Source organism: Allobosea psychrotolerans (genome assembly GCF_002917105.1).
GTDB classification, from domain to species: Bacteria; Pseudomonadota; Alphaproteobacteria; order Rhizobiales; family Beijerinckiaceae; genus Allobosea; species Allobosea psychrotolerans.
Genome location: NZ_PQFZ01000002.1, coordinates 487,283 through 513,474, shown reverse-complemented (window position 1 = coordinate 513,474; position 26,192 = coordinate 487,283). Strand labels below are relative to the sequence as shown.

Sequence of the window (26,192 nt, the reverse complement as noted above, 5' to 3'; positions counted from 1 at the left end):
TCTATCTGCCCTATCGTTATCCCGGCGGCCTGCCAAGACGGCGTCCACGAACGGCTTGACAGTCGTCGTCCCTGTGGCAGTATGGGAAAAAATGTAATCGATTACAAATCGAAATCGCAGCGCACCCGGACACGGGCTCAACGACGATGCGAAGACAGGGAGGACAGGATCATGAAGCTCAAGCCTTGCTTGACGGCTCTCGCCTTGGCGTGCGCGGCCGGCGCCTCGTTCCAGGCGGCAAATGCGCAGGAGATGAAGGCAGAGGTCATCCATTGGTGGACCTCGGGCGGCGAGTCGGCGGCGGTGAAGGTCTTCGCCGAACAGTTCGCGAAAGCGGGCGGAACCTGGGTCGATACGGCGATCGCCGGGGGCGTCAACGCCCGCACTGCCGCCATCAACCGCGTCGTCGGCGGCACGCCGCCGACCGCCATGCAGTTCAACACCGGCAAGCAGTTCGATGAACTGGTCGAGAACGATCTGCTGCGCGACGTCGATCAGATCGCGACCGAGCAGAAGTGGAAGAGCTTCATGCCTCAGGCGATCATCGACGCCACGACCCGCAACGGCAAGATGTATGCTGTGCCGGTCAATATCCACGGGCAGAACTGGTTGTGGCTGTCCAAGGCCGCGCTCGAGAAGGCCGGCGCATCCGAGCCCGCGAACTGGGACGAGGCGCTCGTCGCGCTCGAGAAGCTCAAGGTTGCGGGCCTGATCCCGCTCGCCTTCAGCGGCCAGAAGACCTGGGAGCGCGGCCTCTTCAATGCTGTGCTGGTCGGCAAGGGCGGTACTGCGCTCTGGGCGGCGATCCATGGCAAGCGCGACCCGGCCGCGGCCAGGAGCCCCGAATTCAGGGCGGTCGCCGAGACCTATGGCAAGCTGCGCGGCTATATCGACCCGGGCGCCCCCGGACGGAACTGGAACGACGCCACCAATCTGGTGATCCAGGGCAAGGCCGGGATGCAGATCATGGGCGACTGGGCCAAGGGCGAGTTCGCCGCGGCCGGCCAGACGGCGGGCAAGGAGTTCGGCTGCGCTATCCTCTCGAACGAGGGCGGCTATGTGATGGGAGGCGACGTCTTTGCCTTTCCCAAGCTCAAGGATCCTGCCCAGCAGAAGGCGCAATTGGTGCTCGCCAAGGTGATGCTCGAGCCGGAAACGCAGATCCGCTTCGCCCAGAAGAAGGGCTCGATCCCGGTCCGGCTCGATCTCGATGTCAGCTCCCTCGACGCCTGCGCGCAGAAGGCGGTGAAGCTCCTGGCGGACAAGAAGCATCAGGTTGCTGCCCAGGAGATGCTCTCGCCTCCCGCCCTGACCGGCGCGATGGAGGATGTGATCTCGCAATATTGGAACACGCCGGCGATGACCGCCGACGCCTTCATGGCGAAGGTCGCCGATGTGCTGAAGCAGCCTTTCTGACGGCCCGGCGGGACCTTCACTCGCCTCATCGCCCTCGCCTTGACAGGCGAGGGCGGCTCCAGGGGCTCCCCGGAGCATCACCCATTCCCCTTAGGTCGCTCGGCGGCGGAGCTTTGTCATGCCCCTCGTGAGACACCGAACCGCGTCCCGGCTCGCAGCGGGCCTCGCTCTGTCGCCGGCGCTGCTGGTCCTCGTCGTGGTCTATCTCGGCTGCACGGCCTGGACCGTGTGGATCTCGCTGACATCGTCGCGGATGCTGCCGAATTCCACCTTCGTGGGCTTGCGCCAGTACGCCTCCCTGATGGGCAATGAGCGCTGGCAGGTCTCGGTCGCCAATCTTGCCGTGTTCGGCTCGCTGTTCCTGATCGCGAGCCTGGCGCTGGGCTTCCTGCTGGCGGTGGCGATCGATCAGCGCGTGCGGGCCGAGAACACGCTGCGCTCGATCTTCCTCTACCCCTATTCGATGTCGTTCATCGTCACCGGCCTGGTCTGGCAGTGGTTGCTGAACCCGGGCTTCGGCATCGAGAAGATGGTCCGGGACCTCGGTTTCCCGTCCTTCCGCTTCGACTGGATCGTGCGCCAGGACATGGTGATCTACACGCTGGTCTTCGCCGCCGTCTGGCATGCGGCGGGCCTCGTCATGGCGATCATGCTGGCGGGCCTGCGCGGCATCGACGAGGATATCTGGAAGGCGGCCAGGATCGACGGCCTGCCGCCCTGGCGGGTCTATCTCTCGATCGTGATCCCGATGCTCGGCGCGAGCTTCGCCACCGCCGCCGTCCTGCTCGCGACCAGCGTGGTGCGCCTCTACGACCTCTCGGTCGCGATGACCAATGGCGGACCCGGGGTCGCCTCGGAGGTGCCGGCGAAATTCGTCATGGACCACCTGTTCGAGCGCGGCAATCTCGGCCTTGCCACGGCGGCCGCGACCTCGATGCTGATCACGGTTGCCGCTGTGGTCGCGCCCTGGCTGGTCTGGCAGAGCCGCCGGACGCGGAGGGCGCAGGCATGAGCGCGCTCGCCGTGACCCAGCCCGCCGGCATGCGGCCGCGCCGACTGACGCCCGCCCGCATCGGCGTCTACGCCTTCCTGACCGTGACGGCGCTGTTCTTCCTGACGCCGCTCTATGTGATGCTCGTCACCTCGCTCAAGCCGATGGAGGAGATCCGCCTCGGGGCGATCCTGGCCCTGCCGCGCGCGCCGACCCTGGAGCCCTGGATCAAGGCCTGGTCGGCGGCCTGCACCGGGCTGAGATGCGACGGCATCAGCGTCGGCTTCGCCAATTCTGTGAAGATCCTGCTGCCGTCCGTCGCCGCCTCGATCGCGGTCGGCTCGCTCACCGGCTACGCGCTGTCCTTTTGGCGGGTGTGCGGGGCAGGCCTGCTCTTCGGCGCCCTGATGATCGTGGCCTTCGTGCCCTACCAGATCTTCATCTACCCGCTGGTGCGCGTCTTCGCCTTTGCCGGGATCAATAACTCGATCCTCGGCATCGTGCTGATCCACACCATCTTCGGCCTGCCGACGATGACGCTGCTGTTCCGCAATTACTTCGCCTCGCTGCCGCAGGAATTGTTCAAGGCCGCGCGCGTCGATGGGGCGGGCTTCTTCCGCATCTTCTGGTCGGTGATGCTGCCGATGGCAACGCCGATGCTGATCGTCGCCGTCATCCTGCAGGTCACCGGCATCTGGAACGACTTCATTCTCGGGCTGATCTTCGCCGGGCGCGAGAACCTGCCGATGACCGTACAGCTCAACAATATCGTCAACTCCACCCAGGGCGAGCGCGCCTACAATGTCGACATGGCCGCGACGCTCCTCACGGCCTTGGTCCCGCTCGCCGTCTATTTCGCCTCCGGGCGCTGGTTCGTGCGCGGCATCGCCGCCGGCGCGGTGAAAGGCTGACCATGGGCAAGCTTTGCGACGTCTCCATTCGCGGGGTCGAGATTTCCTTCGGCGCGGTGCGCGTGCTGGAGAAGCTCGATCTCGATGTGGCGCAATCGGAGTTCATCGTCCTGCTCGGTCCCTCCGGCTGCGGGAAGTCGACGCTGCTGAACGCGGTCGCAGGCCTCATCGACGTGCAGGCCGGGCAAATCTGGATCGGCGGCAAGAACGTCACCTGGGAGGAGCCGAAGGATCGTGGCATCGCCATGGTGTTCCAGTCCTATGCGCTCTATCCGCGCATGACCGTGCGCGGCAACATGTCCTTCGGCCTCAAGGTCGCCGGCATGCCGAAGCCCGAGATCGAGCGGCGGGTCAAGGCTGCCGCAGCGACGCTGCAGATCACCGAATTGCTCGATCGCCGGCCGGCCGAGCTCTCTGGCGGCCAGCGCCAGCGCGTCGCCATTGGCCGCGCTTTGGTGCGCGATGCCGGCGTCTATCTGTTCGACGAGCCGCTCTCCAATCTCGACGCCCAGCTTCGCGCCGAATTGCGGGTCGAGATCAAGCGCCTGCACCAGCGCCTGGCGGCGACGATGATCTACGTCACCCACGACCAGATCGAGGCGCTGACGCTGGCCGACCGCATCGCGGTGATGAAGGACCGGGTGATCCAGCAGCTTGGCACGCCCAATGAGATCTACCGCCGGCCGGCGAACCGGTTCGTGGCCTCCTTCGTCGGCTCGCCGGCGATGAACTTCCTGCCCGGCGCCTTCGCGGTGAGGGAGGGCGCGCCCTGCTTTCTGAGCGAGGGCATCGCCATCCCGCTGAACGGCTACGCTTTCGAGGCCTCGCCGCAAGACGGCGCGCCTGTCGAGCTCGGCATCCGCCCCGAGCATGTCGAAGCCGGCGGCGGCGTTCCAGCCAAAATCGAGATGGTCGAGCCGATGGGTAGCGATCAGCTCGCCTGGCTGCGGGTCGGCGGCCATCCGCTCTCGATGCGCCTGCCGGCGGAGGCCTGCACCGTCGCGGGCGCGGCGATGCAGCTCAGGCTGCCGGCCGACAAGCTCAACCTGTTCGACGCCGCCACCGGCCGGCGTCTCTGACCCCCGCATAACCGAAAGGACGCCTCATGACGCCGCTCGATGGTCTTTCGTTCCAGCTCTACTCGGCCAGGATGCTCGAGCCGCTGGAGACGCAGTTCGAGCTGCTGGCCGGCCTCGGCTATCGCAAGGTCGAGCCCTTCGGCGGGCTTCTGAACGAGCCGGACAGGCTGAAGGGGCTGCTCGAGCGTCACGGCATCGCGGCCCCGACATCGCACGTCGGCCTGGACCGCCTGCGGGCGGACCCGGTGGCGACGGTCAGGCTGTGCCGCGATCTCGGCGTCGGCACGATCTACGCACCCGCACCGCCGCTCGGCGAGCGCGAGGGCGGCGAGGCCGAATGGAAGGCCATCGGCCAGGAGCTCAACCGGATCGGCAAGGTCGTCGCCGGCGAGGGGCTGAGCTTCGGCTGGCACAACCATCATTGGGAATATGGCAGGGCGGCGGATGGCCGGCGCTTCCTCGACATCATGCTGCAGGAGGCGCCCGACATTCTGTGGGAGGCGGATCTTGCCTGGATCGTGCGCGGCGGGGCCGATCCCGCAGCCGAGGTCAGGCGCTATGCCGGTCGCGTCAAGGCCGTCCATGTCAAGGACATCGCTCCTGCCGGCCAATGCCTGGACGAGGATGGCTGGGCCGATCCCGGCCATGGCGTGCTCGATTGGGGAGAGCTCCTGCCGGTGCTCCACGAGATCGGCGTGACGCTGTTCGTCGCCGAGCACGACAAGCCCAACGATGTCGCCCGCTTTGCCCGGCGCGCCTTCGCCACCGTCTCATCCTGGCGCTGAGGAGCAGGGCATGACCGAACTTGGTGTCGGAATCGTCGGTTGCGGAGTCATTTCAACCATCTACATGCAGAACCTCGCGCTGTTTCGAGGCGTACGCCTCGTCGCCTGCGCCGATCTCCTGGCGGACAGCGCGCGCGCCCAGGCTGAAAAATTCGGCATCCGGGCGCTTACGATCGATGAATTGCTGCGTGATCCGGAGGTCGATGTCGTCGTCAATCTGACGACGCCGAACGCCCATTTCGCGGTGAGCCATGCCGCGCTCACGGCGGACAAGCATGTCTTCTCGGAAAAGCCGCTCTGCGTCTCGGCGGAGGACGGCTTGCGCCTCGTGCAAGAGGCTGATCGGCGCGGACTGAAGCTCGGCTGCGCACCCGACACCTTTCTCGGCGCGGGCGGAAGGCTCGCGCGGGAGACGATCGATGGTGGCAAGGTCGGGCGCATCCTGGCGGGTTCCTGCTTCCTGATGTCCCACGGCATGGAGCATTGGCACCCGAATCCGGAGTTCTTCTTCAAGCCCGGCGGCGGGCCGATCCTCGACATCGGGCCCTATTATCTCGGCGCGCTGTGCAACCTGCTCGGGCCGATCGAGAGCGTACAGGCGCGCGCCTCGATCGGTTTCGCCGAGCGGCTGGTCACAGCCGAGGGAGCGCGCAAGGGCGACCGCATCACGGTCGAGACGCCGACGACCGTGATGGCGCTGCTGCATTTCGCGGAAGGCGCGGACATCGTGCTGTCGATGAGCTGGGACGTGTGGAAGCACGGCCATCCGCCGATCGAGCTTTACGGCACTGAGGGCTCATTGCGTGCGCCTGATCCGAATTTCTTCGGCGGCACGGTCGAGATCACCGCGCGCGGCGAGGACTGGCAGGTGCTCGATTCCGCGGACCGGCTCTACGGCAAGCCGAACTGGCGCTCGCCGAACTGGCCCGCCAGCGCTCCAGACCGGGCGAATTACCGCTGCCTCGGCATCGCCGAATTGGCAAGCGCTGTCCTGCACGGAACGCCGCATCGCGCGTCGGGCGCTTTCGCGGCCCATGTGCTGGAAGCCATGCATGCGATCCTGCGGGCCGGCGAGCATGGCGGCACGATCGCGGTGGAGTCGCGCATAGAGCGGCCCGCGCCGCTCTCCGATGCGGAGGCGGCGTCCTATTGGCGCGCTGCGGCGGGCTGAGCGGGGCTCGCGATTCGCCGCCTATTCCTCCGGGGAGACGCTCCGGAGGCCAATCCGGGACCGGCTGGAGCTGGTCTGCAGCATCAACCAGAGACGCCGGACGCGCAGGAGAGACCGATGCCAGCCACCATGAAAGGACCGGCGCTCTTCCTGGCGCAGTTCGCCGGCGACGCCGCGCCGTTCGACAGCTTCGACGGGATCTGCGGCTGGGCTTCCGGGCTCGGCTACAAGGGCGTCCAGATCCCGACCTTCGATGCCCGCCTGTTCGATCTCGACAAGGCGGCGGGCTCGCAGAGCTATTGCGACGAGGTCGCAGGCATCGCGGCAAGCCATGGCCTCGCGATCACCGAGCTCTCGACCCATCTCCAGGGCCAGCTCGTCGCCGTCCACCCCGCCTATGACGAGGCCTTCGACGGCTTCGCCCCAGCGGCCCTCAGGGGCAAGCCGCAGGCGCGCCAGGCCTGGGCCGTCGACCAGCTCATGAAGGCCGCGCAAGCCTCGCGCCGCCTTGGGCTCAGCGGCAGCGTCAGCTTCACCGGGGCGCTCGCCTGGCCCTTCCTGTATCCCTGGCCGCAGCGCGCGCCGGGGCTGATCGAGACCGCCTTCGAGGAACTCGGCCGGCGCTGGCGGCCGATCCTCGACGCCTATGAGGAGGCCGGCGTCGATCTCTGCTACGAGATCCATCCCGGTGAGGACGTCTTCGATGGCGCGACCTTCGAGATGTTCCTGGAGCGCGTCGGCAACCATCCGCGCTGCGCGATCAATTACGATCCGTCGCATTTCCTGCTGCAGCAGCTCGATTATCTCGCTTTCATCGACATCTATGCCGAGCGCATCCGCGCCTTCCACGTCAAGGATGCGGAGTTCAATCCGAGCGGCCGGCAAGGCGTCTATTCCGGCTTCCAGCCCTGGCTCGATCGCGCCGGTCGTTTCCGCTCGCTGGGCGACGGGCAGGTCGATTTCAAGGCGATCTTCTCCAAACTCGCCGCCATCGGTTATGACCGTTGGGCGGTGCTGGAATGGGAGTGCTGCCTGAAACACCCAGAGGATGGCGCACGCGAGGGCGCGGCCTTCATCGCCGACCAGATCATCCGCGTCACCGACAAGGCGTTCGATGATTTCGCCGGCGCCGGAAGCGACGATGCGCAATTGCGCCGCATGCTGGGCCTGACCTGAACGAGGAGACGCGGGATGCCCGAGCCACGTATTCGATTGGGAATGGTCGGCGGCGGCGAAGGCGCGTTCATCGGCGCCGTCCACCGCATCGCCGCCCGCCTTGACGACCGCTACGAATTGGTCGCAGGGGCGCTCTCAGCCTCGCCCGACAAGGCGATGCGTTCGGCTGAGGCGATCGGGCTTCCGCCAGGGCGCTCCTATCCCGATTACCGCAGCATGGCCCGCGCCGAGGCCGCGCGCCCCGACGGCATCGAGGCGGTGGCGATCGTCACGCCCAACCATATGCATGCATCGGTGGCCGAGGCCTTTCTCGAAGCCGGCCTTCATGTGATCTGCGACAAGCCGCTGACGGCGACATTGGCAGAGGCGCGCCGGCTGCGCGACAAGGCGCGGGCGAGCGGTTTGATCTTCGCGGTGACCTATAATTATTCGGGCTACCCGCTGGTCCGCCATGCCCGTGCCATGGTGCAGGCGGGCGAGTTCGGGGCGATCCGGGTCGTGCAGGTGGAATATGCCCAGGACTGGCTCGCTGGACCACTCGAGGCCAGCGGCCAGAAGCAGGCGGAATGGCGCACCGACCCGGCGCGTTCGGGCGCGGGCGGCTGCATCGGCGATATCGGGACCCATGCCTATCAACTGGCACATTTCGTCACCGGCATGGCTCCCGAGCAGATCCTGGCCGAGTTGACCAGCTTCGTGCCGGGACGCCGGCTCGACGACAACGCCCAGATCCTGCTGCGCTACGGCAATGGCGCGCGCGGGGCGCTCTGGGCGAGCCAGGTCGCGCCGGGCAGCGACAACGGCCTGCGACTGCGGGTTTTTGGCGAGAAGGGCGGCCTCGACTGGTCACAGGAGGAGCCCAATCAGCTTGTCTGGTCGCCGCTCGGCGAGGCGCCACGTCTCATCAAGCGCGGCACGACGGCAGTGAACGCTGCCGGGCAGCGGGTCAGCCGCATTCCCTCGGGCCATCCGGAAGGCTATCTGGAGGCCTTCGCGACGATCTATGCGGAGGTGGCCGAGGCGATACTGGCCCGGCGCAAAGGCGCGCCGCTCGATCCCATGGTTACTTTCCCGACGATCGAGGATGGTTTCGCCGGGGTCGCCATGGTCGAGGCCGCGCTGCGCTCCCATGCTGTGGGCGGGCTCTGGGTGACGGCGGAGCCGTGAAGGCTGTCGCACCATTCCAAAGCCACTTATTTCAACGCATTTTCGTCACGTGAAGCTGTGTCCACTTCGCTCGAAGATACCCAGGATGTTTGAACCTGGACTTTGATTGCGCAGTCTCGGCGTCAGAATCGAGGGATGCGCCACTGGCCGAGTCGGCGACGTTCCGTCGAAACGGGCGGGCAAGAGTTCGTGAATCAATCCAAGGTGATGGGTGGTTTCCTTAATCAGGCGTATTCAGGCCTGCGCGGCGTGAAGACGTCGAGATTGATCACGGGCTCGTCGCCGACGACCTCGCCCCAATGCTCGACATTGGCCGGCACGACCAGGAGCGAGCCCGGCCCCAGCAGATGCTCCTCGCCGCCGACGACGAAGCGGATCGTGCCGCTGACGATATAGGCGATCTGCTCATGGGGATGGCTGTGGGGTTTTGGCTCATGGCCCGGCATCAATCGGTGCAGCGCCAGCGTCGCGGCGCTGCCCGAGAAGGCCTTGCGCTCGACGCCCGGACGCACCGGCGTCCAGGGGAGCTGGCTCCAGTCGATCTTGTGGATGTCCATGGCTTGTCTCCTGTCGTGACGGGCGCGCTTACTTGGCCGCGCCGAGGATTCCCGATGGGCGGATGAAGAGGAACAACAGCAGCACCGACAGGGCCGCGACGGTCTTGAGTCCGGCGCCGAAGACGACGATGGCGAGCGCCTGCATCAGGCCGAGCAGCAGCCCGCCGAGAAAAGCCCCGAAGGGACGCCCGAAACCGCCGACGATCGCGGCGATGAAGCCGCTGATGGCGAAGGGCACGCCGACGTTGAAGGCGGTGTATTGTGTCGGCGTGATCAGGATGCCGGCGATGGCGCCGAGCGCTGCGCTGAGCGCGAAGGCCAGCGCCAGCATGCGCGAGACCGGGATGCCTTGCAGCGCCGCCGCCTCGCGGTTGATCGAGCAGGCTCGCATCGCCTTGCCGGTGCGGGTCAGGGCAAAGAAGGCGGCCAGCAGCGCGACGATCGCGAGCGAGCCGCCCACGATCCAGAGGAATTGCGTGCCGATCGCGACGCTGCCGAACATGAGGGGCGGCAGGTCGGTGAAGACCGGTAGCGTCTTGGGCTGGTCGCCGACCACGATCAGCGTCAGGCGCTCGATGACGATTTGGGCTGCGAGCGTCGCCAGGATCATCACGAACATCGTCGCCTTGCGGTTCCAGAGCGGCCTGACGACGATCCGTTCGATCACGACGCCGAGCGCCGCGACGGCCGCGACCGCGACCAGCGCCGCCACCGGCAAGGGCAGGCCGTGGCGGCTGAACAATGTCTGGGTGATCATGCCGCCGAGCATCACGAAGGCGCCCTGGGCGAAGTTCACGATGCCGCTGGCGTTGTAGATCACGCAGAAGCCGATACCGATCAGCCCATAGACGCAGCCGATGCCGAGCCCGCTGACCAGGACCTGGGGGATATAGGACCAGTCAGCCATGGGCCGCTTCCTTGCTGGCGGGGGCGCCGAGATAGGCTGCGATCACGGCCGGGTCGGAGCGGATCTGCGCCGGCGTGCCCTCGGCGATCTTGCGGCCGAAATCGACCGCAACGATCCGGTCGGCCGTGTTCATCACCAATGTCATGTCGTGCTCGACCAGCAGCACCGTCGTACCGGTCTCGGCGATGCGCCGGATGATCCGCGACAGGGCGGCCGATTCCTCGGCGTTCAGCCCTGCGGCGGGCTCGTCGAGCAGGATCAGGCGCGGACCCGCCGCCATGGCACGGGCCAGTTCGAGCAGGCGCTGCCGGCCATAGGGCAGGCTGGAGGCGGGTTCCTCGGCCAGCGCGGCAAGGCCGGTAAAGGCCAGAAGCTCGCGGGCGCGGTTTTCGACCTCGGCCTCCTCGCGCCGGGCCGAAGCCGGGCGCAGCAGGGCCGAAAACAGGCCGGCCTTGCCATGCAGATGGCAGCCGACCTTGACGTTGTCGAGCACGCTGAGATCCTCGAACAATCTGACGAGCTGGAAGGTGCGCACCAGCCCGCGCGCCGCGATCCTGGCCGGCGGCAGGCCGGTGATGTCCTCTTCCTCGAAGATGATCTGACCTGAACTTGGGGGCAGGAAGCCCGAGATCAGGTTGAACAATGTGGTCTTGCCGGCGCCATTGGGGCCGATTACGGCCGTGACGCCCTGGGCCGGCACGGCAAAGCTGACATTATCGACGGCAACGAGGCCGCCGAAGCGGCGCGTCACGCCCTCTAGCCGCAGGCGGCGGGTCATGAGCGGCCTCGCGTCGAGAACAGGCTGGCGAGACCGCGCGGCGCATAGATCAGGAGCAGGATCAGCGCCGCGCCATAGGCGAGGTCCTGATAGTCCTTGAAGGCACGGAAGGTCTCGGGCAGCAGGCTGACGATCAGCGCGCCGATCAACGGCCCCGCGACGGTGCCGATGCCGCCGACATAGAGCATGGTGAAGGTGACGATGACCATGTGCAGCCCGAATACCTCGGGGCTGACGAAACCGACGACATGGACGAAGAGCGAGCCCGCGAGCGCGGCAAAGCCCGCCGAGAGCAGGAAGGCCATCAGCTTGTAGCGCGCGACGTCGATGCCCAGCGCCTGGGCGGCTTCCTCGCTGCCGGCCACGGCCGACAAGGCGCGGCCGAAGCGCGAGCGGCGGATGCGCGCCGCGGCGAAAGCGCCGCCGGCGACGACCAGCGCCAGCATGACGAGCTGGCCGCGATCAGAAGATACCTCGTAGCCGGCCAGGCTCAGCGGCGGGATGCCGGAAATGCCCATATAGCCTTGCGTCACCGACTGCCATTCGACCGTGATCTCATAGGCGATCAGGCCGATGGCGAGCGTGCCCATGGCGAGGTAATGGCCCTTCAGCCGCAAGGTCGGGAAGCCGATGATGGCGGCAGCCAGCACGGCCGCAGCCATGCCCAGCACCATGGCGGGCAGGGGGCTCCAGCCATGGCTTGCGGTGAGCACGGCGGAGATATAGCCGCCGATCGCGGCGAAGGCGTTCTGGCCGAAGGAGACCTGGGCGGCGAAGCCCATGAACAGGTTCAGGCCGGTGACGAAGACGGCATAGATCAGCGCGAAGGAGACGACGGTCGCCGGATAGCCGCCGACCAGGATGGCATAGCCGACGACTGCGCCGGCGAAGAGCCAGGGCAGCAGGCCGACCAGCTGCAGGCGGCGCCGATCAGGAGAGGTAATGCTGGGCGAGATCGTCATGGGATGTGATGTCACGCGGATCGAGTTCGGCGACGATGCGCCCCAGGGAAAGCAGATAGACTCGGGCTGCGAGCTTCAGCGCCAGCGGCGCCTTCTGCTCGACCAGCACGATCGCGAGGCCTTCGCGGTTCAGGAGGCCGAGCGTCTCCAGGATCTCGTCGGTGACGCGGGGCGCCAGACCAAGCGAAGGCTCGTCCAGGAGCAGCACCTTGGGACCGGCCATCAGCGCCCGGCCGATGGCGAGCATCTGCTGCTCGCCGCCCGACATCGAGCCAGCGATCTGCCCCAGTCGCTCCTTCAGGCGCGGGAAAAGCGTCAGCACGCGCTCGCGCCGGCGGGCGAATTCGGACTTGTCGCGCAGGCGATAGGCGCCAAGTTCGAGATTATCGGCCACGCTCATCGGCCCGAAGATGCCGCGCCCCTCCGGCACCAGGACGATGCCGCGCGAGGCGACGGCGACCACATCCTGGCGCGGCAATGGCGCATCCCGGAAGCGGACCTCGCCCGCATTCGAGACCAGCCCCATCAGCGCCCGCAGCAAGGTCGACTTGCCGGCGCCGTTGGGACCGAGCACGGCGACGAGCTCGCCTTCGCCGATCCGGATATCGAGTGGATGCAGCGCCTGGACATGGCCATAGCGGGCCGAGAGCCCTGTCGCCGCCAGTATCGGCGCGGGAGCCGCGACGCCCCGCGCCGAGGCCAGAGCCAGGTTCATTGCACCACCTTGACCGCGCCGTTCTGGATCGTCGCCAGCACGAAGGGGTTTTCGGTGATGCCCTGATGCAGGTCGGGCCGGAAATTGTAGACGCCGGTCGTGCCCTGGAAGCCCTTCAGCTCCTCATAGGCCGCGCGGAGCTTCTCGCCCTCGAAGGACTTGGCCCGCTCGATCGCGGCGACGGTGAGCATCACACCGTCCCAGCCGCGCGAGGCCCAGTTCGGGTCGCGGTCCCGGTACTTCTCGCGCCAGGGGTCGAGGAACGCCTTGATGCCGGTCTTGAGCGGGCCGTCCGGCAGCGCCTCATAGACCTGCGAGGGCGAGGCGACGAAGAAGAACTTGTCGCCCAGCACTTCGGCGACGGGGCCGAACACGGCAAGGTCCTCGAGGCTGGTCAGCAGCAGCATGTCGGCGCCGAGCTGTTTGATGTTCTTGGCGGCGGTCAGCGTGGTGCCGCCGAGCCCGATCTTCAGGATGGCGCCGGCCCCGGCCGAGCGCGCCTTGCTGATCTGGACGCTGAGATCGGCGTCGTCCTGCTTGTATTGCTCGATGGAGACGATTTCGAGCCCGTATTTCGCGGCATTGCGCTCGGCCACGGTCTTCTGGAGATTGGCGTAGGGCGTGGGGTCGTGCAGCACCGCGATCTTGCGGATTTGCGTCTTCTCCTTGAGGAATTCGAGGCGCTTGTCGACCTCGAAACCGGCCGGCGGCAGCGTCGTGAAAGCCCAGGGCAGATGCTCCGCCTGCTGCGGCAGGATCGAGCACAGCATCATCGGCACCTTGGCGCGCAACAGCAGGCCGGCGGCGGCGAAATTGCCGGCGGAGACGCAGCCGCTGACGAAGACGTCGACCTTGTCGGAGCTCAGCATCTTCCGGTAGACCGTCACGGATTCCTGCGGCTCGGAGCGGTTGTCCTCGACGATCACCTGGATCTTGCGGCCCATCACGCCGCCCTTGGCGTTGACGGCCGCCGCAGCGAGCTCGACGCCGTCGCGCCAGGCGCGATCGACGGTTGCGGCATAGCCGGTGAGCCCGGCGGAGACGCCGATCTTGTAATCCTGCGCGCCCGCCATCTGCGGCAGAGCCGATGCGAGGCAGGCAGCGAGCGCGGCTGCCACGGCAGTGGATGTCTTCATGGGTTCCTCCCGTTTCCCTTGCTTTCGGGTCGTTCACCGCAAGCCGCGGCGCGCCCTTTATGGTCTTGGTGGCGAGGCTTCGCGCCTCGCTCAGGCTGCTGGTTTCCCGTAGCCGCCGCCGCCCGGCGTTTCGAGGAGCACGACGTCGCCGGGCTGCATCGTCAGCTTCTTGGCTTCGCTGACAGGCTTGCCGTTGACGAGGAAATGGCCGGATGCGCCGGGCAGTCCGCCATCGATGCCGTCGGGGCCGTGGTTCAATCGGCTCGGCACTGCGTTCAGCAGCCAGGGCGCGTCGGTGCGCATGTGGAACTGGATGCTCTGGCCGTCGCCGCCCTGCATCCGGCCCTTGCCGCCAGAGCCGCGCCGCAGCTCCTTGCGGTCGAACACGATCGGCATCGTCGCCTCCAGGATCTCGATCGGCACCGCTGCGACGCCGGTCGGATAGCAGGTTGCGCTGGGGCCCGGCTTGTTGGCGCGGGCGCCCATGCCGCCGGAATAGTTGAACATGGAGGAGGTGAAGGCCTGGCCATCCTGCCGCTTGCCCTGGATCTGCATGGTCCAGACCGCGCCCGAGCCTTCGGCCAGCACGCGCTCGGGCATGACCTGATGCAGCGCCTTCAGGATCGGCATCGGTACATACATGCCCACCACATGGCGGGCGTTCACCGGCGCGGGATAGGCACAGTTGATGATCGAGCCCTCCGGCGCGCGCACTTCGATGGGCGCGAGCGAACCGGTGTTGTTGGGCAGATCGGGGTTGAGGCACGAGCGGATGGCGAAGGTCGAATAGGCGTGGGTGTAGTTCAGCACGACATTGATGCCGGTGGCGGTCTGGGGCGAGGAGCCGGCGAAGTCGACGATGATCGCACCGGCCTCGACATCGACCGTCACGGCGGTCTTGAGCGTGATGATCTCGCCGCCGGGCACGTCGAAGCTGGTTTCTCCGTGATAGGTGCCGGGCTTCAGTTTGCGGATGGCGTTGCGCGTCGCCTCTTCCGAGCGATTGATGATCTCGTCCGACAGGGTTTCGATATCGGCGACGCCGTAGCGCCGGCACAGCATGATCAGATATTCAGCCGCCGCCTCGCCGCTGGAGACCTGGGCGGAGAGGTCGCCGAAGACGGCGTCCGGCGTGCGCACATTGCGCCGGATGATATCGTGGAGGACCTCATTGGGCTTGCCGCGCTCATAGAGCTTGAGCGGGGGAATCCACAGCCCCTCCTCATGCACGTCGCGTGCGCCGGCGCCGATGCCGTAGCCGCCGATATCGGTGTGGTGGATGGTCGAGCCGATATAGGCGATGAGGTTTTGCCCGTCGAAGATCGGCGTCAGCACCGTGATGTCGAAGAAATGCCCGGCCGAAAGCCAGGGATCATTGGTGATCAGCACGTCGCCGAGCTCGCAGCGCCCCTCGAAGATGCGCACGAGATGCGCACCGGCGAAGGCGAGCGAGTTGATATGGCCGGGCGTGCCGGTATTGGCCTGCGCCACCATCCGGCCGCGCTGGTCGAACAGCGCGCAAGCCAGGTCGCCCGCCTCGCGCACGATCGGGCTGAAGGCGATGCGCTGCAGCGCCTTGGCCCGCTCGTTGACGATGCCGATCAGGTTCGACCAGAGGATTTCGAGTTCGACGCCGTCCATTGCTGGCGACTTTGCCGTTGGATGTGACACTGCCATCGGATTCAGCCTTTCCTGGCGATGATGCAGCCGAGGCTGTCGATCGTGGCGTTCCAGCCGGGGGGGAGCGCGGTCGTGGTCTCGCGCTCCTCGATGATGGCGGGGCCTGCGACGGTCTGGCCCACGGCGAGCGCGGCGCGTTCATAGACCGGGACCGACTGGTCATCCTGCCAGGCATGGACCGGGCGATGGCGCTTGGCCTGCCCTTGCGCGATCTGCGGACGGGTCTGGCCGTCGAAACGCGGGGACGGGCCGCGCGCCACCACGCGCCAGGTGACGATCTCGATGGGGACATGCGAGGGGTTGACGCCGTAGAGCGTGCGATAGGCCGCCTCGAACTGCTGGGCGAGAGCGCCCGCATCGCGGCCTTGGCGCGGGTCGGTTTCGAAGATGACGGTGACCTCGTGCTGCTGGCCGACATAGCGCATATCGGCGCCGACCAGGATCGTGACGTCCTTGGGCGCGCAGCCGGACTGGCCGAGCGCCGCCATGCCCTCGCTTTCCAGGTCGCCGAGCACGCGGTCGACGCGGCTCCAGTCGAGATGGGCGACCAAGGTCAGGTCGCTGCGCACCAGATCGAGCCGGACTGGCGTCACCAGCGTACCGAAGGCCGAGAGCACGCTCGATTGCGGCGGCACGATCACGCAGGTGCTCTGCAGCAGGTCGGCGACGCCGCAGGCATGCAAGGGACCCGCGCCGCCGAAGGCGAACAGCGGCAGGCCGCGATAATCGACGCCACGATCGGTGGCATGGGTGCGCGCGGCGGAGGCCATCGCCTCGGTCACGATCCGGTAGATGCCGCGCGCCGCCTGGACGGGGGAGACGTTAAGCGCCTGGCCGAGCCGCGCCATCGCGGCTTCGCAGGCCGGCTTGTCCAACGACATGTCGCCGCCGAGGAAGTTTTCGGCGTCGATCAGGCCGAGCACGAGGTCGGCGTCGGTCACGGTCGCGCTCTGGCCGCCGCGGCCGTAGCAGGCGGGGCCGGGATTGGAGCCGGCGCTTTCCGGGCCGACCTTGAGCAGGCCGAGATCGTCGACATGGGCGATGCTGCCGCCGCCGGCGCCGATCTCGATCAGGTCGATCGAGGGTACGGTGACGGGCAGGCCGCTGCCCTCCTTGAAGCGATAGCGCCGGTCGACCTCGAACAGCCCGGTGACCAGCGGGGTGCGGTTCTCGATCAGGCAGGCCTTGGCGGTGGTGCCGCCCATGTCGAAGGACATCAAGCGGTCGATGCCGAGCAGTTCGGCATAATGGCAGGCCGCGAGCGCGCCGGCGGCGGGGCCGCTTTCGATCATGCGCACCGGGTTCTTCCCGGCCGTTTCCGCGCCGACGACGCCGCCTGAGGACAGCATGATCAAGGGCGTGTTGGCGAAGCCCTCGACGCGCAGCCTGTCGCTCAGGCGCTTGAGATAGGGCTGCGAGATCGGCATCGCATAGGCGTTCACCGTCGCGGTGGAGGCGCGCTGATATTCGCGGATCTGCGGGGCGACCTCCGAGGAGGTGCAGATGAAGACGTCGTTCAATTCGCGCGCCAGCGCTGCGGCGACCAGGGCCTCGTTGGCCGGGTTGGCGAAGCTGTTGAGGAAGCAGATCGCCAGCGCCCGCGCGCCGCTGGCGCGGATATCGCGCACCAATTGCGCGATATCCTGTGGATTAGGCGCGATCGCGATCGTGCCGTCGGCCAGGACGCGCTCCTTCAGGCCGAAGGTCAGCTCGCGCGTCACCAGTGGCTCGGGGAACTCGATCTGGGGATCGTACATGTCGTAGCGGTGCTCGTTGCGGATCGCGAGCACGTCGCGGAAGCCCTCGGTCACGACGAGCGCCGTCGGCAGGCCCTTCCGCTCGATCAGAGCATTGGTCACGACCGTGGTTGCGTGGACCACCAGGCCGTCGACGGCGCCGGCCGCGACGCCGGCCTTGCCGAGCACCGAATCGACGCCGCGGAAGAAGCCTTCGAGCAGGTCGTGATGCGTGGTCAGCGTCTTGTCGACGCTGAGGCCGCCCTTGGAGTCGCGCAGGACGATATCGGTGAAGGTGCCGCCGATATCGACGGCCAGCGAATAGCTCATGGCTTCAGTCTTTCCAGGTCAATCCCCGCGAGATGCGTGCGGCGCTGCCGACGACTTCGCGGATCTGTTCGGGATCGGGGACGGGAGGGATGAACTGTGTCGCGCCGACGATGGCGATCGAGCCGACCAGGATCTGGCGATGGTCGAAGACGGGGGCGGCGAGCGTGTTGACGCCGGTGATGACCTCGTCGGGTGCGGTCGCCCAGCCGCGTTCGCGTACGGCCTCGAGATCGGCGAGCAGGGCCTCCCGCGTGGTGATCGTCGCCGGCGTCCAGGCCTTGAGCTCGCCATTGGCAATGGCGGCAGTGCGCTCCTGCGAGCCGAAGGCGAGCCAGATCTTGCCATGCGCGCTGGCATGGAAGGCGAGCCGCGTGCCGGGGCGCGTGGAGAATTCGATGAGCGTGCGGCCCTGGATCAGTTCGAGGACGATCAGCTCGGCGTCGATCGCGGCGCAGACCGTGACGGCCTGGCCGGTGCGATCGCGCAGGGTCATCAGCTCCTCGCGGGCGGCGCTGACGATGTCGAAGCGCTGCCGCAGCGACTCGCCCAGCATCATCAGCTTGATGCCGGCTTCGTAACGACCGGTCTCGGCATCCTGCCGGACGAAGCCGTGGCGCTGCAGTGTCACCAGATGCCGGTAGATCGTGGCTTTCGATGCCCCCAGCGCACCGGCGATCTGCGCCAGCGCGGCCGGACGGCTCTGCTGCACCAGGTACTCGACCGCCTGCAAGGCGAGATCGAGCGTGCTGGTGCCGGCCGGTGCGGCTTTGGCCGCATCTGGATCGGGCTTGGTCGACAAGGGCGTTCCTCTGTGTTTCATTTCATTTAATGAAACATCATTTTGTTATTTGATACGCTATGATGAAAGCCGCGGGGAGGTCAATGCCTCCTCTGGCCGTGCTGATCAGTTTTCTTCGGATGCCCGGATCGGGGCGCGCGCAGCGCCGAATCGTCTGGCGCTGTTAGAAAGGGCGGCGAATTGGCTCCGGCGCGGGCCTCTCCAGCGAGGCCCGAGAGGCTTTTGGAGAGGCGAAGGATGCCGTGCGAAAGATGCCGGCACCCCGATAAACCGTTTCATCAAGCATCGGGCTCAACTATCCAGAAACAAGTGATGAGGCGTTCTGCGCCTTCAGGCCTATCCTTCTCAGTCAGGGACAAAGTCATGCCTTCCTCCGATGCGCTGGCTGCGGTTTTCGAGCATATCGAGACGAACCGAGCGAGTTTCCTCGATCGCCTGATCGCCTATCTTCGCCACCCCAGCATCAGCGCCGAAAATATCGGCATCGCCGAAGTCGGGGCTCTGCTGGTGGAGATGCTGAGCGATATCGGGCTCGAGACCAGCCTGATGCCGACCGAGGGGCACCCCATGGTCGTCGCGCGCTGGGAGAAGGCGCCGGGCAAGCCGACCGTGCTGCTCTACGGCCATTACGACGTGCAGCCGCCCGATCCGCTCGAGAAATGGCTGTCGCCACCCTTCGAGCCCGCCATCCGCGACGGGCGTCTCTATGCACGTGGTGTCGGCGACAATAAGGGCCAGCATTTCGCGCAGATCCTGGCGATCGAATCCCATATCAAGGTGCATGGTACTCTGCCCTGCAACGTCATCCTGATGCTGGAAGGCGAAGAGGAGATCGGCAGCCCGAACATCGCCGGCTTCGTGCGCGCCAATAGGGAGGTGCTGAAGGCCGATCTCGCGGTGACCGCCGACGGTCCGCGCCATGCCAGCGGGGCGGCCGCGATCAAGTTCGGCTCGCGCGGCGTGGCATCCTTCGAGCTGCGCTGCCGCCATGCCAGTCGCGACGTGCATTCCGGCAATTTCGGCGGCGTCGTGCCCAACCCGATCTGGACGCTGGTGCATCTGCTCGGCACCATGAAGAACGAGGCTGGCGAGATCACCATCGAAGGCTTCCATGACGGCGTCGAGCCCCCTTCACCGGAGGAGCTCGCCGCGATCGAGCGGCTGCCGCTCGACATCGAGGCGTTCAAGCACAGCCTCGGGCTCGCACGGCTCGACGCGCCGGCGGAGCGGCCCTTCTATGATCGTCTCTGCTTCCGCCCGACCTTGACCATCAACGGCTTCCACGGCGGCTATGGCGGGCCCGGCTCCAAGACGGTGCTACCCAACGAGGCCTTCGTGAAATGCGATGTCAGGTTGGTGGGGGCGCAGGATCCGGAAGACATCCTGCGCAAGATCGCGGCCCATGTCGCCAGGCACGCGCCGGAGGTCGAGTTCATCGCGGCGGAGAAGGGCATGCAGCCTTCCAAGACGCCGATCGCCTCGCCCTTCACTCCGGTGCTGCGCCGGGCCTTCGTCGCCGCGCAAGGCGTCGAGCCGCTGCTGATCCCCGCCGGCTTCGGCAGCCTGCCGGGCTATGTCTTCACCAAGATCCTCGGCATGCCCGCCTTCGTCACGCCCTATGCGAATCCCGACGAGGCGAACCACGCGCCCCAACGAGAACCTGACGCTCGACTGCTTCTATAGCGGGCTGCGCACCGGGGCCGCGCTGCTGCACGAGCTCGGCCAGCTGCGGGCGCCTTGAGCGCCGGGGCAGTGCACGCCCTCGTTCCGGAGCGGTTTCCGATCCCATCGGAGCGTTGAACCGCTCCAGCTCCTTGTCTCTATGCGTTGTCTTTACGCGAGCCGGCGTCCACTTCGCTCGAAAATGCTTACATCTAGGCGCGCATCCGCCGCGCCAGGGCCTCGCCGATCATCACGCAGGTGAAGTGCAGGTTCGCCCGGCAATCCGTCGGCATGATCGAGGCGTCGGCGACCCTAAGTCCCTCGACGCCGCGCACCCGCAGATCCGGGTCCACCACGCCGCGCGGGTCGTGATAGGCGGTCATGTGGCAGGTGCCGGCGGCGTGCTGGATGTCGCTGGCCTCCTGCAGCATCAGCGCATCGAGCTCGGCCTCCGGCAAGGTTGCCGCCTCGGCCGGGCTGAGCGGGGTCTCGCAGAAGCGAATGTCGTCGCAGACCGCGCGCAGGGCCGGCTGCTCGGCGAGCGCGGCCAGCCGCCGCACCGCGTCGCGCATGCGCAGCCGGTCGCGCGGGTCGGCCAGCATGTTCTCGTCGACGATAGGATTGGCGTCGGGGTCGGCCGAGCTCAGGCGCAATTCGCCGCGCGAGAACGCATCGTAGAGCGATACGCCCACCCCTCCGCCTGGCCCGGGCATGGCGCCCACGAAGCCGCGATGGTTGTATGCGACCATGATCATGTCGCGCCGGCCGCCGCCGCCGAGGCCGCTGCTATAGGTCAGGCAGCAATTGGTGTGGCGGGCATCGGGATCATGCGCGACGAAGCCGGGCTTGAGGGCCAGGCTGAGGCGCAGCACCGGATGGTCCATCAGGTTGCGCCCCACAAAAGGCTGGTCGCGCAGCACGGGAATTCCCAGCGCCGCCAGTTGCGCGGCCGGGCCGAGCCCTGAGCGCATCAGGATGGTGGGGCTGTGGATCGCGCCGGCGCACAGCACGATCTCGCGGCCCTCGATCTGCGTCCACTCCTCGCCGGCAAAGCGGACCTGCACAGCACGGGCGCGATGGCCGTCGAACAGGATCCTGTCGACCATGGCGTCGCCACGGATCTCCAGATTTGCGCGTCCCCGCACCGGCTCCAGATAGGCGTCGTTGGTGGAGATGCGCGCGCCGTCACGGGAGTTGATCGGGTTGGTCGCGATCCCTTCGCCCTGCAGCGCGTTGAGGTTGCCGAGCCAGGGATAGCCGGCAGCCAGAGCCGCATCGCGGAAGGCGAGGTCGACATGGCCCCAGCTGCTTTCCGGCGCGCGATACACCGGCAAGGGGCCGGCGGTGCCGGCCTGCGGATCGCCTTCGATCGCATCGAAGACCGGTAGCACATCCTCCGAGGACCAGCCTTCGCAGCCATACTCAGCCCAGGTGTCGAAGACCTCCGCGACGCCGCGAATGGCGATCTGCGCGTTGACCGTGGAGGAGCCGCCGAGCGCCCGGCCGCGCCAGTAGAAACGCGGCTCCTGCGCCGCGGTCCGGCGGGTCGTCAACTCCGGCCATTGCCATTGCGCCTGATGCGCCGGATCGTGCATGAACGGGATGATGTTGGCGCTGCGCAGCGCGTGCGGCGCCTCGGTGGCGCGCCAGTCGCGCCCGGCCTCCAGTAGCAGCACGCGGCGGTTCGGATCCTCCGAAAGCCGGGCGGCCAGCGGCGCCCCGGCCGAGCCGGCGCCCACCACGATCACGTCGTACATGCGCTCAGATTCTCCCTGTCCACACCGCGTTCTGACATGGCCGGACACCCTGCGCCATGCGGCAGGCGCGGAACCGAGGTGCCGGCCATGGCAACCGATCTGGTGTGCTGCTTGCGAGAGGGCACACGGGTGGTGGCGGCCGCATGGCTCGCGGACTAGGGTCGGCTCACGTGAAGAATGCGCATCGAACCAAGTGCTTGGAGCCGTTTTCGAGCAGATTGGATTGGAAACGGCTTAAATCAGGCTGGCGGCGATGTTGATGGTCAGGCCGAGAATGGCCAGGTTGAAGAAGAAGGCCAGGACGCAGTGAACCAGCGCCGCCCGGCGGATCGAACGGGAGGCGATGTTGATGTCGGCCGTCGCCGTGGCCACGCCGATGACGAAGGAAAAATAGAGGAAATCCAAATAGTCGGGGCATTCTTCGTTGCCGGGAATGTCGAGACCGCCGCGCATTTGTGGCTTCGCATCCGGATGGGTTCGCCACTCGTCGAAATACTCGTGCGCATAATGCAGCGCGAACATCACATGGACGAAGCCCCAGGCCGAGACGATCGTGAGGAAGGCCAGGCCGAGATGGAGCCCTTTCACGATCCCGACGGCATCCTTGACCGAGCCGAGCTCGGCCACGATGGCGCCGATGCTGGCGATCGCTGCCAGGATCGCCAGGGACAGGATCAGGAACTGGCCTTCATCCTGCAGGGCCGCGTTACGACGTATCGTCGCGCGCGTGGCGCGCAGCATCATCACGATGATGCTGCAGAGGAAGGCGATCGTCCCCGCATTCCAAGCCACCAGCGCCCGCGTCGTCGGCCGCCAGGACTCGGGCAAGAGCAAGCCCACCAGAACCGCCAGCGCCGCGCAAAGGAACAGGCGCGGTCTCGCCCGCACATAGCGGATCGGCAGCCAGCGCTGGCGATGCCGGTCAAGCGCCGAGCTGTCCATGGTTAATCCCTAGCGCGTTGCCCCGACATATGGTCCCGCCATGGCGGGGGACGGAGCAATCCGAGGCCGCAGCGCGAGTCGAGCTAGATTGCGTTGCCGCCTTGCCCGCCGCAATGAGGTTTTACGGAGCCTGGACGCGGATCCGGATATTCTGTGCGCTCAGCTCAAACCAGGCGCGCCTCCTCGATGGTGACCGGCGAGTAGAAGGAGAGCGAGCCGGGCAGGCTGCGAAAGCCTGAGACCTCCCGCCGGAAGGCATAACCCTGCGAACGCCAGGCGAGTCCGACCATCGGCGCCTCCGCGAGCGCGAGCCGGATCATCTCGTCATAGGTCGCCTTCCGCGCGGCGAGATCGAGCTCGGCCCGGCCCTTGGCCAGCAACTCGGCAATGGCCTTGTTCTCGAAGCCGAAGGAGCGCTGATAGGAGGGAGAGCTGCCGGCGAGAAAGCTCGACATCGCGTCGGGGTCCTCATAGTCGAGCGCATAACCGACGACGGCGAGCTCGTACTGGCCGCGATTGCCGAGCTGGAGGCGCGTCGCATAGTCGGGTAATTGCAGCGTGGCGCGAATCCCGACCGCGGCGAGGCTCTGCTGCACCACCTCCGCCGTGTCCTTGTGCATGCCGTATTGCGCCGAGGAGAGCAGGGTGGTCTGGAAGCCGTCCGGCATTCCGGCCTCGGCCAGGAGCTGCTTTGCCCTGGCGACGTCCTGTTTCCAATGCGCCTCGCGCGCCGCGTCGAAGAAGGGTGAGTTCGGGACGATCGGCAACCCTTCCATCGGCGTGCCATGGCCGAAGAAGGCGGCCTTGACCACATCGGCCCGGTTGACCGCATAGGCCACGGCCTGGCGCAATTTGGGATTGGCGAAGGGGCCCTGCCTGGTGTTGAAGACGAGGCCCATGAAGGGGCCGTCCGTCGCGTCGAGCTTCAGGGCCGGATTGGCGCCGATCGCCGCCATGCTTTGCCAGGGCACATACTCGATCAGATCGACATCGCCGGCCTGGAGTGCCGCGACGCGCAGGTTCTCGTCGGCATAGGCGATGCATCGCAGCTTGGGCGTCTTCGGAAAGCCGGGGCGGAAATAGCCGTCGAAGGCGGCGAGATCCATCCGGGTGCCGCGCTCGATCTCGGTGATGCGATAGGGGCCGCAGCCGATCGCCTCCGCATCGCTCGATTTCGCCGAGATGATCGGCGCGTTGAAGCTGGCGAGGTGGAAGGGGAATGTGGCGGAGGGGGCCTTCAGCAGGATGCGGACGCTGCGTCCCTTGACCTCGACCTGTTCGACGATCTCGTAGGCGGCCTTGAGATAGGCGGTCGATTTCGCGCCGGCGATCTGCTCGATCGTGAACTTCACATCCTCGCCGGTGACGCGATCGCCATTGTGGAATCTGGCGTTCTCGCGCAGCTCGAAGACATAGGCGCGCTCGCCATCGGCGCGAAAGCTTTCGGCGATCTCGCCGCGAAGCTTGCCGGTGGCGTCGTAGCCGACGAGCCCGCGATGGATCATCAGCTTGACGGCGCCGGCGCTGGTGCCGGCGTGCTGGAACGGACGCAAGCTCGACGGATAGCTCGACAGGGCAAAGCGCAGCATGTCCTTGCCCTGCGCGCGTGCCGCCCTGATCGCGCCCGGCCCGGCAAGGTTGCCGGCGAAGGCCGCTGCGCCCGCCAGGAAAGCCCGGCGGCTCGGCCGCATCGTCATCTCGTTCATCATCCCGCTCCTTTGTCGTGTTCGGAGCCGGGAGGGGCGCAAGGCCCAGCCGCGCGCACCGTGTTCTTGACGATCAGTGCACTAGGGCCAGCGCCTGCGTCACGCGCTCTGTGCCATAGTCGCGCTCGGCTGCGCTCCGCGAGCATTTGCCGGAACGGATGTCCTGGGCCAGGGCCTTGAGCTCGCGTTCGGCCGGCGAGCCGAAGCCGCCACCGCCCGGCGTCTCCAATCGCACCGAATCGCCCGCCCTGAGCTCGAGATTGGAGATCTTCGAGGAGAGCTCCTCCTCATGCGCCGTACCCGGATTGCGCCGCAGCCGGGCGGTGCGGCCGTCACACCCGCCGAACAGGCCGGGAGCGCCGGCGCGGTGGCCGTCCGAGCGGGCGGAGAAGACGATGCCGTCGCGCGTCGCCGAGATCTGGCGAGCGATGCCGAGCCCGCCGCGATGGCGCCCTGCGCCGCCGGAATCCTCGACCAGCGCGTATTCATCGACCAACAGCGCGTATTCGTTCTCCAACGCCTCGGCCGGCAGGTTCGAGGTGTTGGTGATATGGACATGGACGCCGTCCATGCCGTCGCCGTCATGGCGCGCGCCAGCGCCTCCGCCCATCGATTCCAGATAGACGAAGGTGCCGTCGTCGCGCCGGCGCTGGCCGGAAAAGATGATGACCGGCACGACATCCTGCGAAGAGGCCATCGCCCGCTCCGCTGGGAGCAATTGGGCGAAGGCGCCGAACAGGGCGCGCGCCACCTTGTTGCAGGTGATCGAGCGCGCCCCGACCGGAGCCGGGTAGGCGGGGTTGACGATGCTGCCGGGCGGAGCGGAAACCTCGACGCAGGCGAACATGCCGCTATTGGGCAGAAGCTCGGGGTCGAGCAGCGTCTTGACCGCGTAGTAGCAGGTCGCCAGCAGCGCGCTTTCGGCGACGTTCATCGCGCCGCGCGCCTGGGGAGCGCTGCCGCTGAAATCCAGGATCAGTCTTTCGCCTTGCACCGTGACATTGGCCTGGATCGGCACGGGATCGCCGCCGAGCCCGTCATCGTCGAGCCAGGCGATGCAGCTCGCCTGGCCGTCCTGCATGTCGCGGATGCGGTTGCGCAGGCGTCGCGCGGTATAGGCGAGCAGATCGTCGATCGCGCCCGTCATCGCGGCTAACCCCATCTGAAGCGAGAGGGCCAGCAACAGGCGCTTGCCGCGTTCGTTCGTGGCGATCTGGACCTTGAGATCGAGCGAGCGTTCCTCGGCCTCGCGCGAATTCTGCGAGACGAGATTGAGCAGATCCTCATCGAGCTCGCCGGCGCGCACGATCCGGATCACCGGGATGCGCAGGCCCTCCTCGAAGATCGAGCGCGCCGTACCCGAGATCGAGCCGGGAACCGAGCCGCCGACATCGGAATGATGGCCGATATTGGCCGCGAAGAAACGCAAAGCTCCGTCGATGAACACCGGGGTGACGATCGAGATGTCCGGCATATGGGTGCCGCCGGCGAGATAGGGATCGTTGCAGATGAAGGCGTCGCCATCGCGCATGCGCGCCACCGGGCAGGCCTTCAGCACCGCGGTGACGCTGCCCATCAGCGAGCCCAGATGCAATGGCACATGCGAGGCCTGGCAGACGAGCCGGCCGGCACCGTCGAAGAGCGCGACCGAACAGTCCTTGCGCTCCTTGATATTGGTCGAGAAGGAGGAGCGGACGAGCGTGTTGCCCATGTCCTCGGTGATCGAGAGCAGCCGGTTGGAGAAGACCTCCATCGCGATCGGATCGGCGAGGCGGGCTTCGTCATCGCTGCGTAGCGCGGCGAGGCTGGTCTGGAGGGTGGCGGTCATG

At 66.9% G+C, this 26,192-nt stretch carries 21 protein-coding genes and 1 pseudogene; 9 read left to right on the top strand and 13 right to left on the bottom strand.

Annotated features, from left to right (window positions below):
- Positions 1-171 precede the first annotated feature (171 nt).
- The 8 genes from CYD53_RS05445 (at position 172) to CYD53_RS05410 (ending at position 8,696) form a co-directional block, all read left to right on the top strand.
- Positions 172-1,416, top strand: coding sequence for an ABC transporter substrate-binding protein (locus CYD53_RS05445; protein ID WP_103717065.1), 1,245 nt, complete (start codon positions 172-174; stop codon positions 1,414-1,416).
- A 118-nt stretch (positions 1,417-1,534) separates the two neighbouring features.
- The gene (locus CYD53_RS05440; RefSeq protein ID WP_103717064.1) at positions 1,535-2,428 is read left to right on the top strand and encodes a carbohydrate ABC transporter permease; all 894 of its coding nucleotides are present in this window, start codon (positions 1,535-1,537) and stop codon (positions 2,426-2,428) included.
- The gene (locus CYD53_RS05435; RefSeq protein WP_103717063.1) at positions 2,425-3,318 is read left to right on the top strand and encodes a carbohydrate ABC transporter permease; all 894 of its coding nucleotides are present in this window, start codon (positions 2,425-2,427) and stop codon (positions 3,316-3,318) included. Before CYD53_RS05440 ends, CYD53_RS05435 begins: the two co-directional genes overlap by 4 nt.
- Positions 3,319-3,320: 2 nt before the next feature.
- Positions 3,321-4,397: an ABC transporter ATP-binding protein gene (locus tag CYD53_RS05430; protein WP_103717062.1), complete on the top strand. Its 1,077-nt coding sequence runs from the start codon at positions 3,321-3,323 to the stop codon at positions 4,395-4,397.
- Between the two features lie 26 nt (positions 4,398-4,423).
- Positions 4,424-5,182 carry a sugar phosphate isomerase/epimerase family protein gene (locus CYD53_RS05425; RefSeq protein ID WP_103717061.1) on the top strand — a complete coding sequence of 253 codons (759 nt, stop codon included), beginning with the start codon at positions 4,424-4,426 and terminating at the stop codon, positions 5,180-5,182.
- Between the two features lie 10 nt (positions 5,183-5,192).
- Positions 5,193-6,353: a Gfo/Idh/MocA family protein gene (locus tag CYD53_RS05420; protein ID WP_103717060.1), complete on the top strand. Its 1,161-nt coding sequence runs from the start codon at positions 5,193-5,195 to the stop codon at positions 6,351-6,353.
- Between the two features lie 117 nt (positions 6,354-6,470).
- Positions 6,471-7,529 carry a sugar phosphate isomerase/epimerase family protein gene (locus CYD53_RS05415; protein ID WP_103717059.1) on the top strand — a complete coding sequence of 353 codons (1,059 nt, stop codon included), beginning with the start codon at positions 6,471-6,473 and terminating at the stop codon, positions 7,527-7,529.
- Between the two features lie 15 nt (positions 7,530-7,544).
- Positions 7,545-8,696 carry a Gfo/Idh/MocA family protein gene (locus CYD53_RS05410; RefSeq protein ID WP_103717058.1) on the top strand — a complete coding sequence of 384 codons (1,152 nt, stop codon included), beginning with the start codon at positions 7,545-7,547 and terminating at the stop codon, positions 8,694-8,696.
- A gap of 224 nt (positions 8,697-8,920) precedes the next feature.
- Here the strand turns inward: CYD53_RS05410 and CYD53_RS05405 are convergent, their stop codons facing one another.
- The 9 genes from CYD53_RS05405 to CYD53_RS05365 all read right to left on the bottom strand — a co-directional run bounded on the left by CYD53_RS05405 (position 8,921) and on the right by CYD53_RS05365 (position 18,296).
- Positions 8,921-9,253, bottom strand: a complete 333-nt coding sequence (locus CYD53_RS05405; RefSeq protein WP_092166171.1) for a cupin domain-containing protein — start codon at positions 9,251-9,253, stop codon at positions 8,921-8,923.
- 28 nt (positions 9,254-9,281) lie between these two features.
- Positions 9,282-10,160 carry a branched-chain amino acid ABC transporter permease gene (locus tag CYD53_RS05400; protein ID WP_103717057.1) on the bottom strand — a complete coding sequence of 293 codons (879 nt, stop codon included), beginning with the start codon at positions 10,158-10,160 and terminating at the stop codon, positions 9,282-9,284.
- Complete coding sequence (locus CYD53_RS05395) at positions 10,153-10,938, bottom strand: ABC transporter ATP-binding protein (protein WP_103717056.1); 786 nt, start codon at positions 10,936-10,938, stop codon at positions 10,153-10,155. The genes CYD53_RS05400 and CYD53_RS05395 overlap by 8 nt, the downstream gene beginning before the upstream one ends.
- Positions 10,935-11,900, bottom strand: coding sequence for a branched-chain amino acid ABC transporter permease (locus CYD53_RS05390; RefSeq protein WP_103717055.1), 966 nt, complete (start codon positions 11,898-11,900; stop codon positions 10,935-10,937). The genes CYD53_RS05395 and CYD53_RS05390 overlap by 4 nt, the downstream gene beginning before the upstream one ends.
- Positions 11,869-12,615 carry an ABC transporter ATP-binding protein gene (locus tag CYD53_RS05385; RefSeq protein WP_103717054.1) on the bottom strand — a complete coding sequence of 249 codons (747 nt, stop codon included), beginning with the start codon at positions 12,613-12,615 and terminating at the stop codon, positions 11,869-11,871. Before CYD53_RS05385 ends, CYD53_RS05390 begins: the two co-directional genes overlap by 32 nt.
- Positions 12,612-13,751 carry an ABC transporter substrate-binding protein gene (locus CYD53_RS05380; protein ID WP_103717053.1) on the bottom strand — a complete coding sequence of 380 codons (1,140 nt, stop codon included), beginning with the start codon at positions 13,749-13,751 and terminating at the stop codon, positions 12,612-12,614. Before CYD53_RS05380 ends, CYD53_RS05385 begins: the two co-directional genes overlap by 4 nt.
- 90 nt (positions 13,752-13,841) lie before the next feature.
- On the bottom strand, positions 13,842-15,392 hold the full coding sequence (locus CYD53_RS05375) for a hydantoinase B/oxoprolinase family protein (RefSeq protein ID WP_103717052.1): 1,551 nt from the start codon (positions 15,390-15,392) through the stop codon (positions 13,842-13,844).
- Positions 15,393-15,433: 41 nt separating this feature from the next.
- Entirely contained in the window at positions 15,434-17,497 is a 2,064-nt protein-coding gene (locus tag CYD53_RS05370) for a hydantoinase/oxoprolinase family protein (RefSeq protein WP_103717051.1), read from the bottom strand.
- Between the two features lie 4 nt (positions 17,498-17,501).
- Positions 17,502-18,296 (bottom strand): IclR family transcriptional regulator, encoded by a 795-nt coding sequence (locus tag CYD53_RS05365; protein WP_181011722.1) that lies wholly within the window; start codon positions 18,294-18,296, stop codon positions 17,502-17,504.
- A 363-nt stretch (positions 18,297-18,659) separates the two neighbouring features.
- Here CYD53_RS05365 and CYD53_RS05360 point away from each other — a divergent pair.
- A pseudogene (locus tag CYD53_RS05360) lies at positions 18,660-20,037 on the top strand (M20/M25/M40 family metallo-hydrolase).
- A gap of 133 nt (positions 20,038-20,170) precedes the next feature.
- Here CYD53_RS05360 and CYD53_RS05355 read toward each other — a convergent pair.
- The 4 genes from CYD53_RS05355 to CYD53_RS05340 form a co-directional block, all read right to left on the bottom strand.
- A complete protein-coding gene (locus tag CYD53_RS05355) occupies positions 20,171-21,715 on the bottom strand; it encodes a GMC family oxidoreductase (RefSeq protein WP_103717049.1) in 1,545 nt (514 codons plus the stop codon).
- Positions 21,716-21,949: 234 nt separating this feature from the next.
- A complete protein-coding gene (locus CYD53_RS05350) occupies positions 21,950-22,657 on the bottom strand; it encodes a DUF1345 domain-containing protein (protein WP_103717048.1) in 708 nt (235 codons plus the stop codon).
- A 164-nt stretch (positions 22,658-22,821) separates the two neighbouring features.
- On the bottom strand, positions 22,822-24,363 hold the full coding sequence (locus tag CYD53_RS05345) for an ABC transporter substrate-binding protein (RefSeq protein ID WP_210202287.1): 1,542 nt from the start codon (positions 24,361-24,363) through the stop codon (positions 22,822-22,824).
- A 73-nt stretch (positions 24,364-24,436) separates the two neighbouring features.
- Positions 24,437-26,191, bottom strand: coding sequence for a hydantoinase B/oxoprolinase family protein (locus CYD53_RS05340; protein ID WP_103717047.1), 1,755 nt, complete (start codon positions 26,189-26,191; stop codon positions 24,437-24,439).
- Between the last annotated feature and the right edge of the window lies 1 nt (position 26,192).

Coding starts and splice junctions, on each gene's coding strand:
- CYD53_RS05430 (WP_103717062.1), top strand. CDS start 3,321: ATGGGCAAGCTTTGCGACGTCTCCATTCGCGGGGTCGAGATTTCCTTC.
- CYD53_RS05370 (WP_103717051.1), bottom strand. CDS start 17,497: ATGAGCTATTCGCTGGCCGTCGATATCGGCGGCACCTTCACCGATATC.
- CYD53_RS05400 (WP_103717057.1), bottom strand. CDS start 10,160: ATGGCTGACTGGTCCTATATCCCCCAGGTCCTGGTCAGCGGGCTCGGC.
- CYD53_RS05395 (WP_103717056.1), bottom strand. CDS start 10,938: ATGACCCGCCGCCTGCGGCTAGAGGGCGTGACGCGCCGCTTCGGCGGC.
- CYD53_RS05380 (WP_103717053.1), bottom strand. CDS start 13,751: ATGAAGACATCCACTGCCGTGGCAGCCGCGCTCGCTGCCTGCCTCGCA.
- CYD53_RS05425 (WP_103717061.1), top strand. CDS start 4,424: ATGACGCCGCTCGATGGTCTTTCGTTCCAGCTCTACTCGGCCAGGATG.
- CYD53_RS05350 (WP_103717048.1), bottom strand. CDS start 22,657: ATGGACAGCTCGGCGCTTGACCGGCATCGCCAGCGCTGGCTGCCGATC.
- CYD53_RS05340 (WP_103717047.1), bottom strand. CDS start 26,191: ATGACCGCCACCCTCCAGACCAGCCTCGCCGCGCTACGCAGCGATGAC.
- CYD53_RS05405 (WP_092166171.1), bottom strand. CDS start 9,253: ATGGACATCCACAAGATCGACTGGAGCCAGCTCCCCTGGACGCCGGTG.
- CYD53_RS05385 (WP_103717054.1), bottom strand. CDS start 12,615: ATGAACCTGGCTCTGGCCTCGGCGCGGGGCGTCGCGGCTCCCGCGCCG.
- CYD53_RS05355 (WP_103717049.1), bottom strand. CDS start 21,715: ATGTACGACGTGATCGTGGTGGGCGCCGGCTCGGCCGGGGCGCCGCTG.
- CYD53_RS05435 (WP_103717063.1), top strand. CDS start 2,425: ATGAGCGCGCTCGCCGTGACCCAGCCCGCCGGCATGCGGCCGCGCCGA.
- CYD53_RS05345 (WP_210202287.1), bottom strand. CDS start 24,363: ATGAACGAGATGACGATGCGGCCGAGCCGCCGGGCTTTCCTGGCGGGC.
- CYD53_RS05375 (WP_103717052.1), bottom strand. CDS start 15,392: ATGGACGGCGTCGAACTCGAAATCCTCTGGTCGAACCTGATCGGCATC.
- CYD53_RS05415 (WP_103717059.1), top strand. CDS start 6,471: ATGCCAGCCACCATGAAAGGACCGGCGCTCTTCCTGGCGCAGTTCGCC.
- CYD53_RS05420 (WP_103717060.1), top strand. CDS start 5,193: ATGACCGAACTTGGTGTCGGAATCGTCGGTTGCGGAGTCATTTCAACC.
- CYD53_RS05445 (WP_103717065.1), top strand. CDS start 172: ATGAAGCTCAAGCCTTGCTTGACGGCTCTCGCCTTGGCGTGCGCGGCC.
- CYD53_RS05390 (WP_103717055.1), bottom strand. CDS start 11,900: ATGACGATCTCGCCCAGCATTACCTCTCCTGATCGGCGCCGCCTGCAG.
- CYD53_RS05410 (WP_103717058.1), top strand. CDS start 7,545: ATGCCCGAGCCACGTATTCGATTGGGAATGGTCGGCGGCGGCGAAGGC.
- CYD53_RS05440 (WP_103717064.1), top strand. CDS start 1,535: ATGCCCCTCGTGAGACACCGAACCGCGTCCCGGCTCGCAGCGGGCCTC.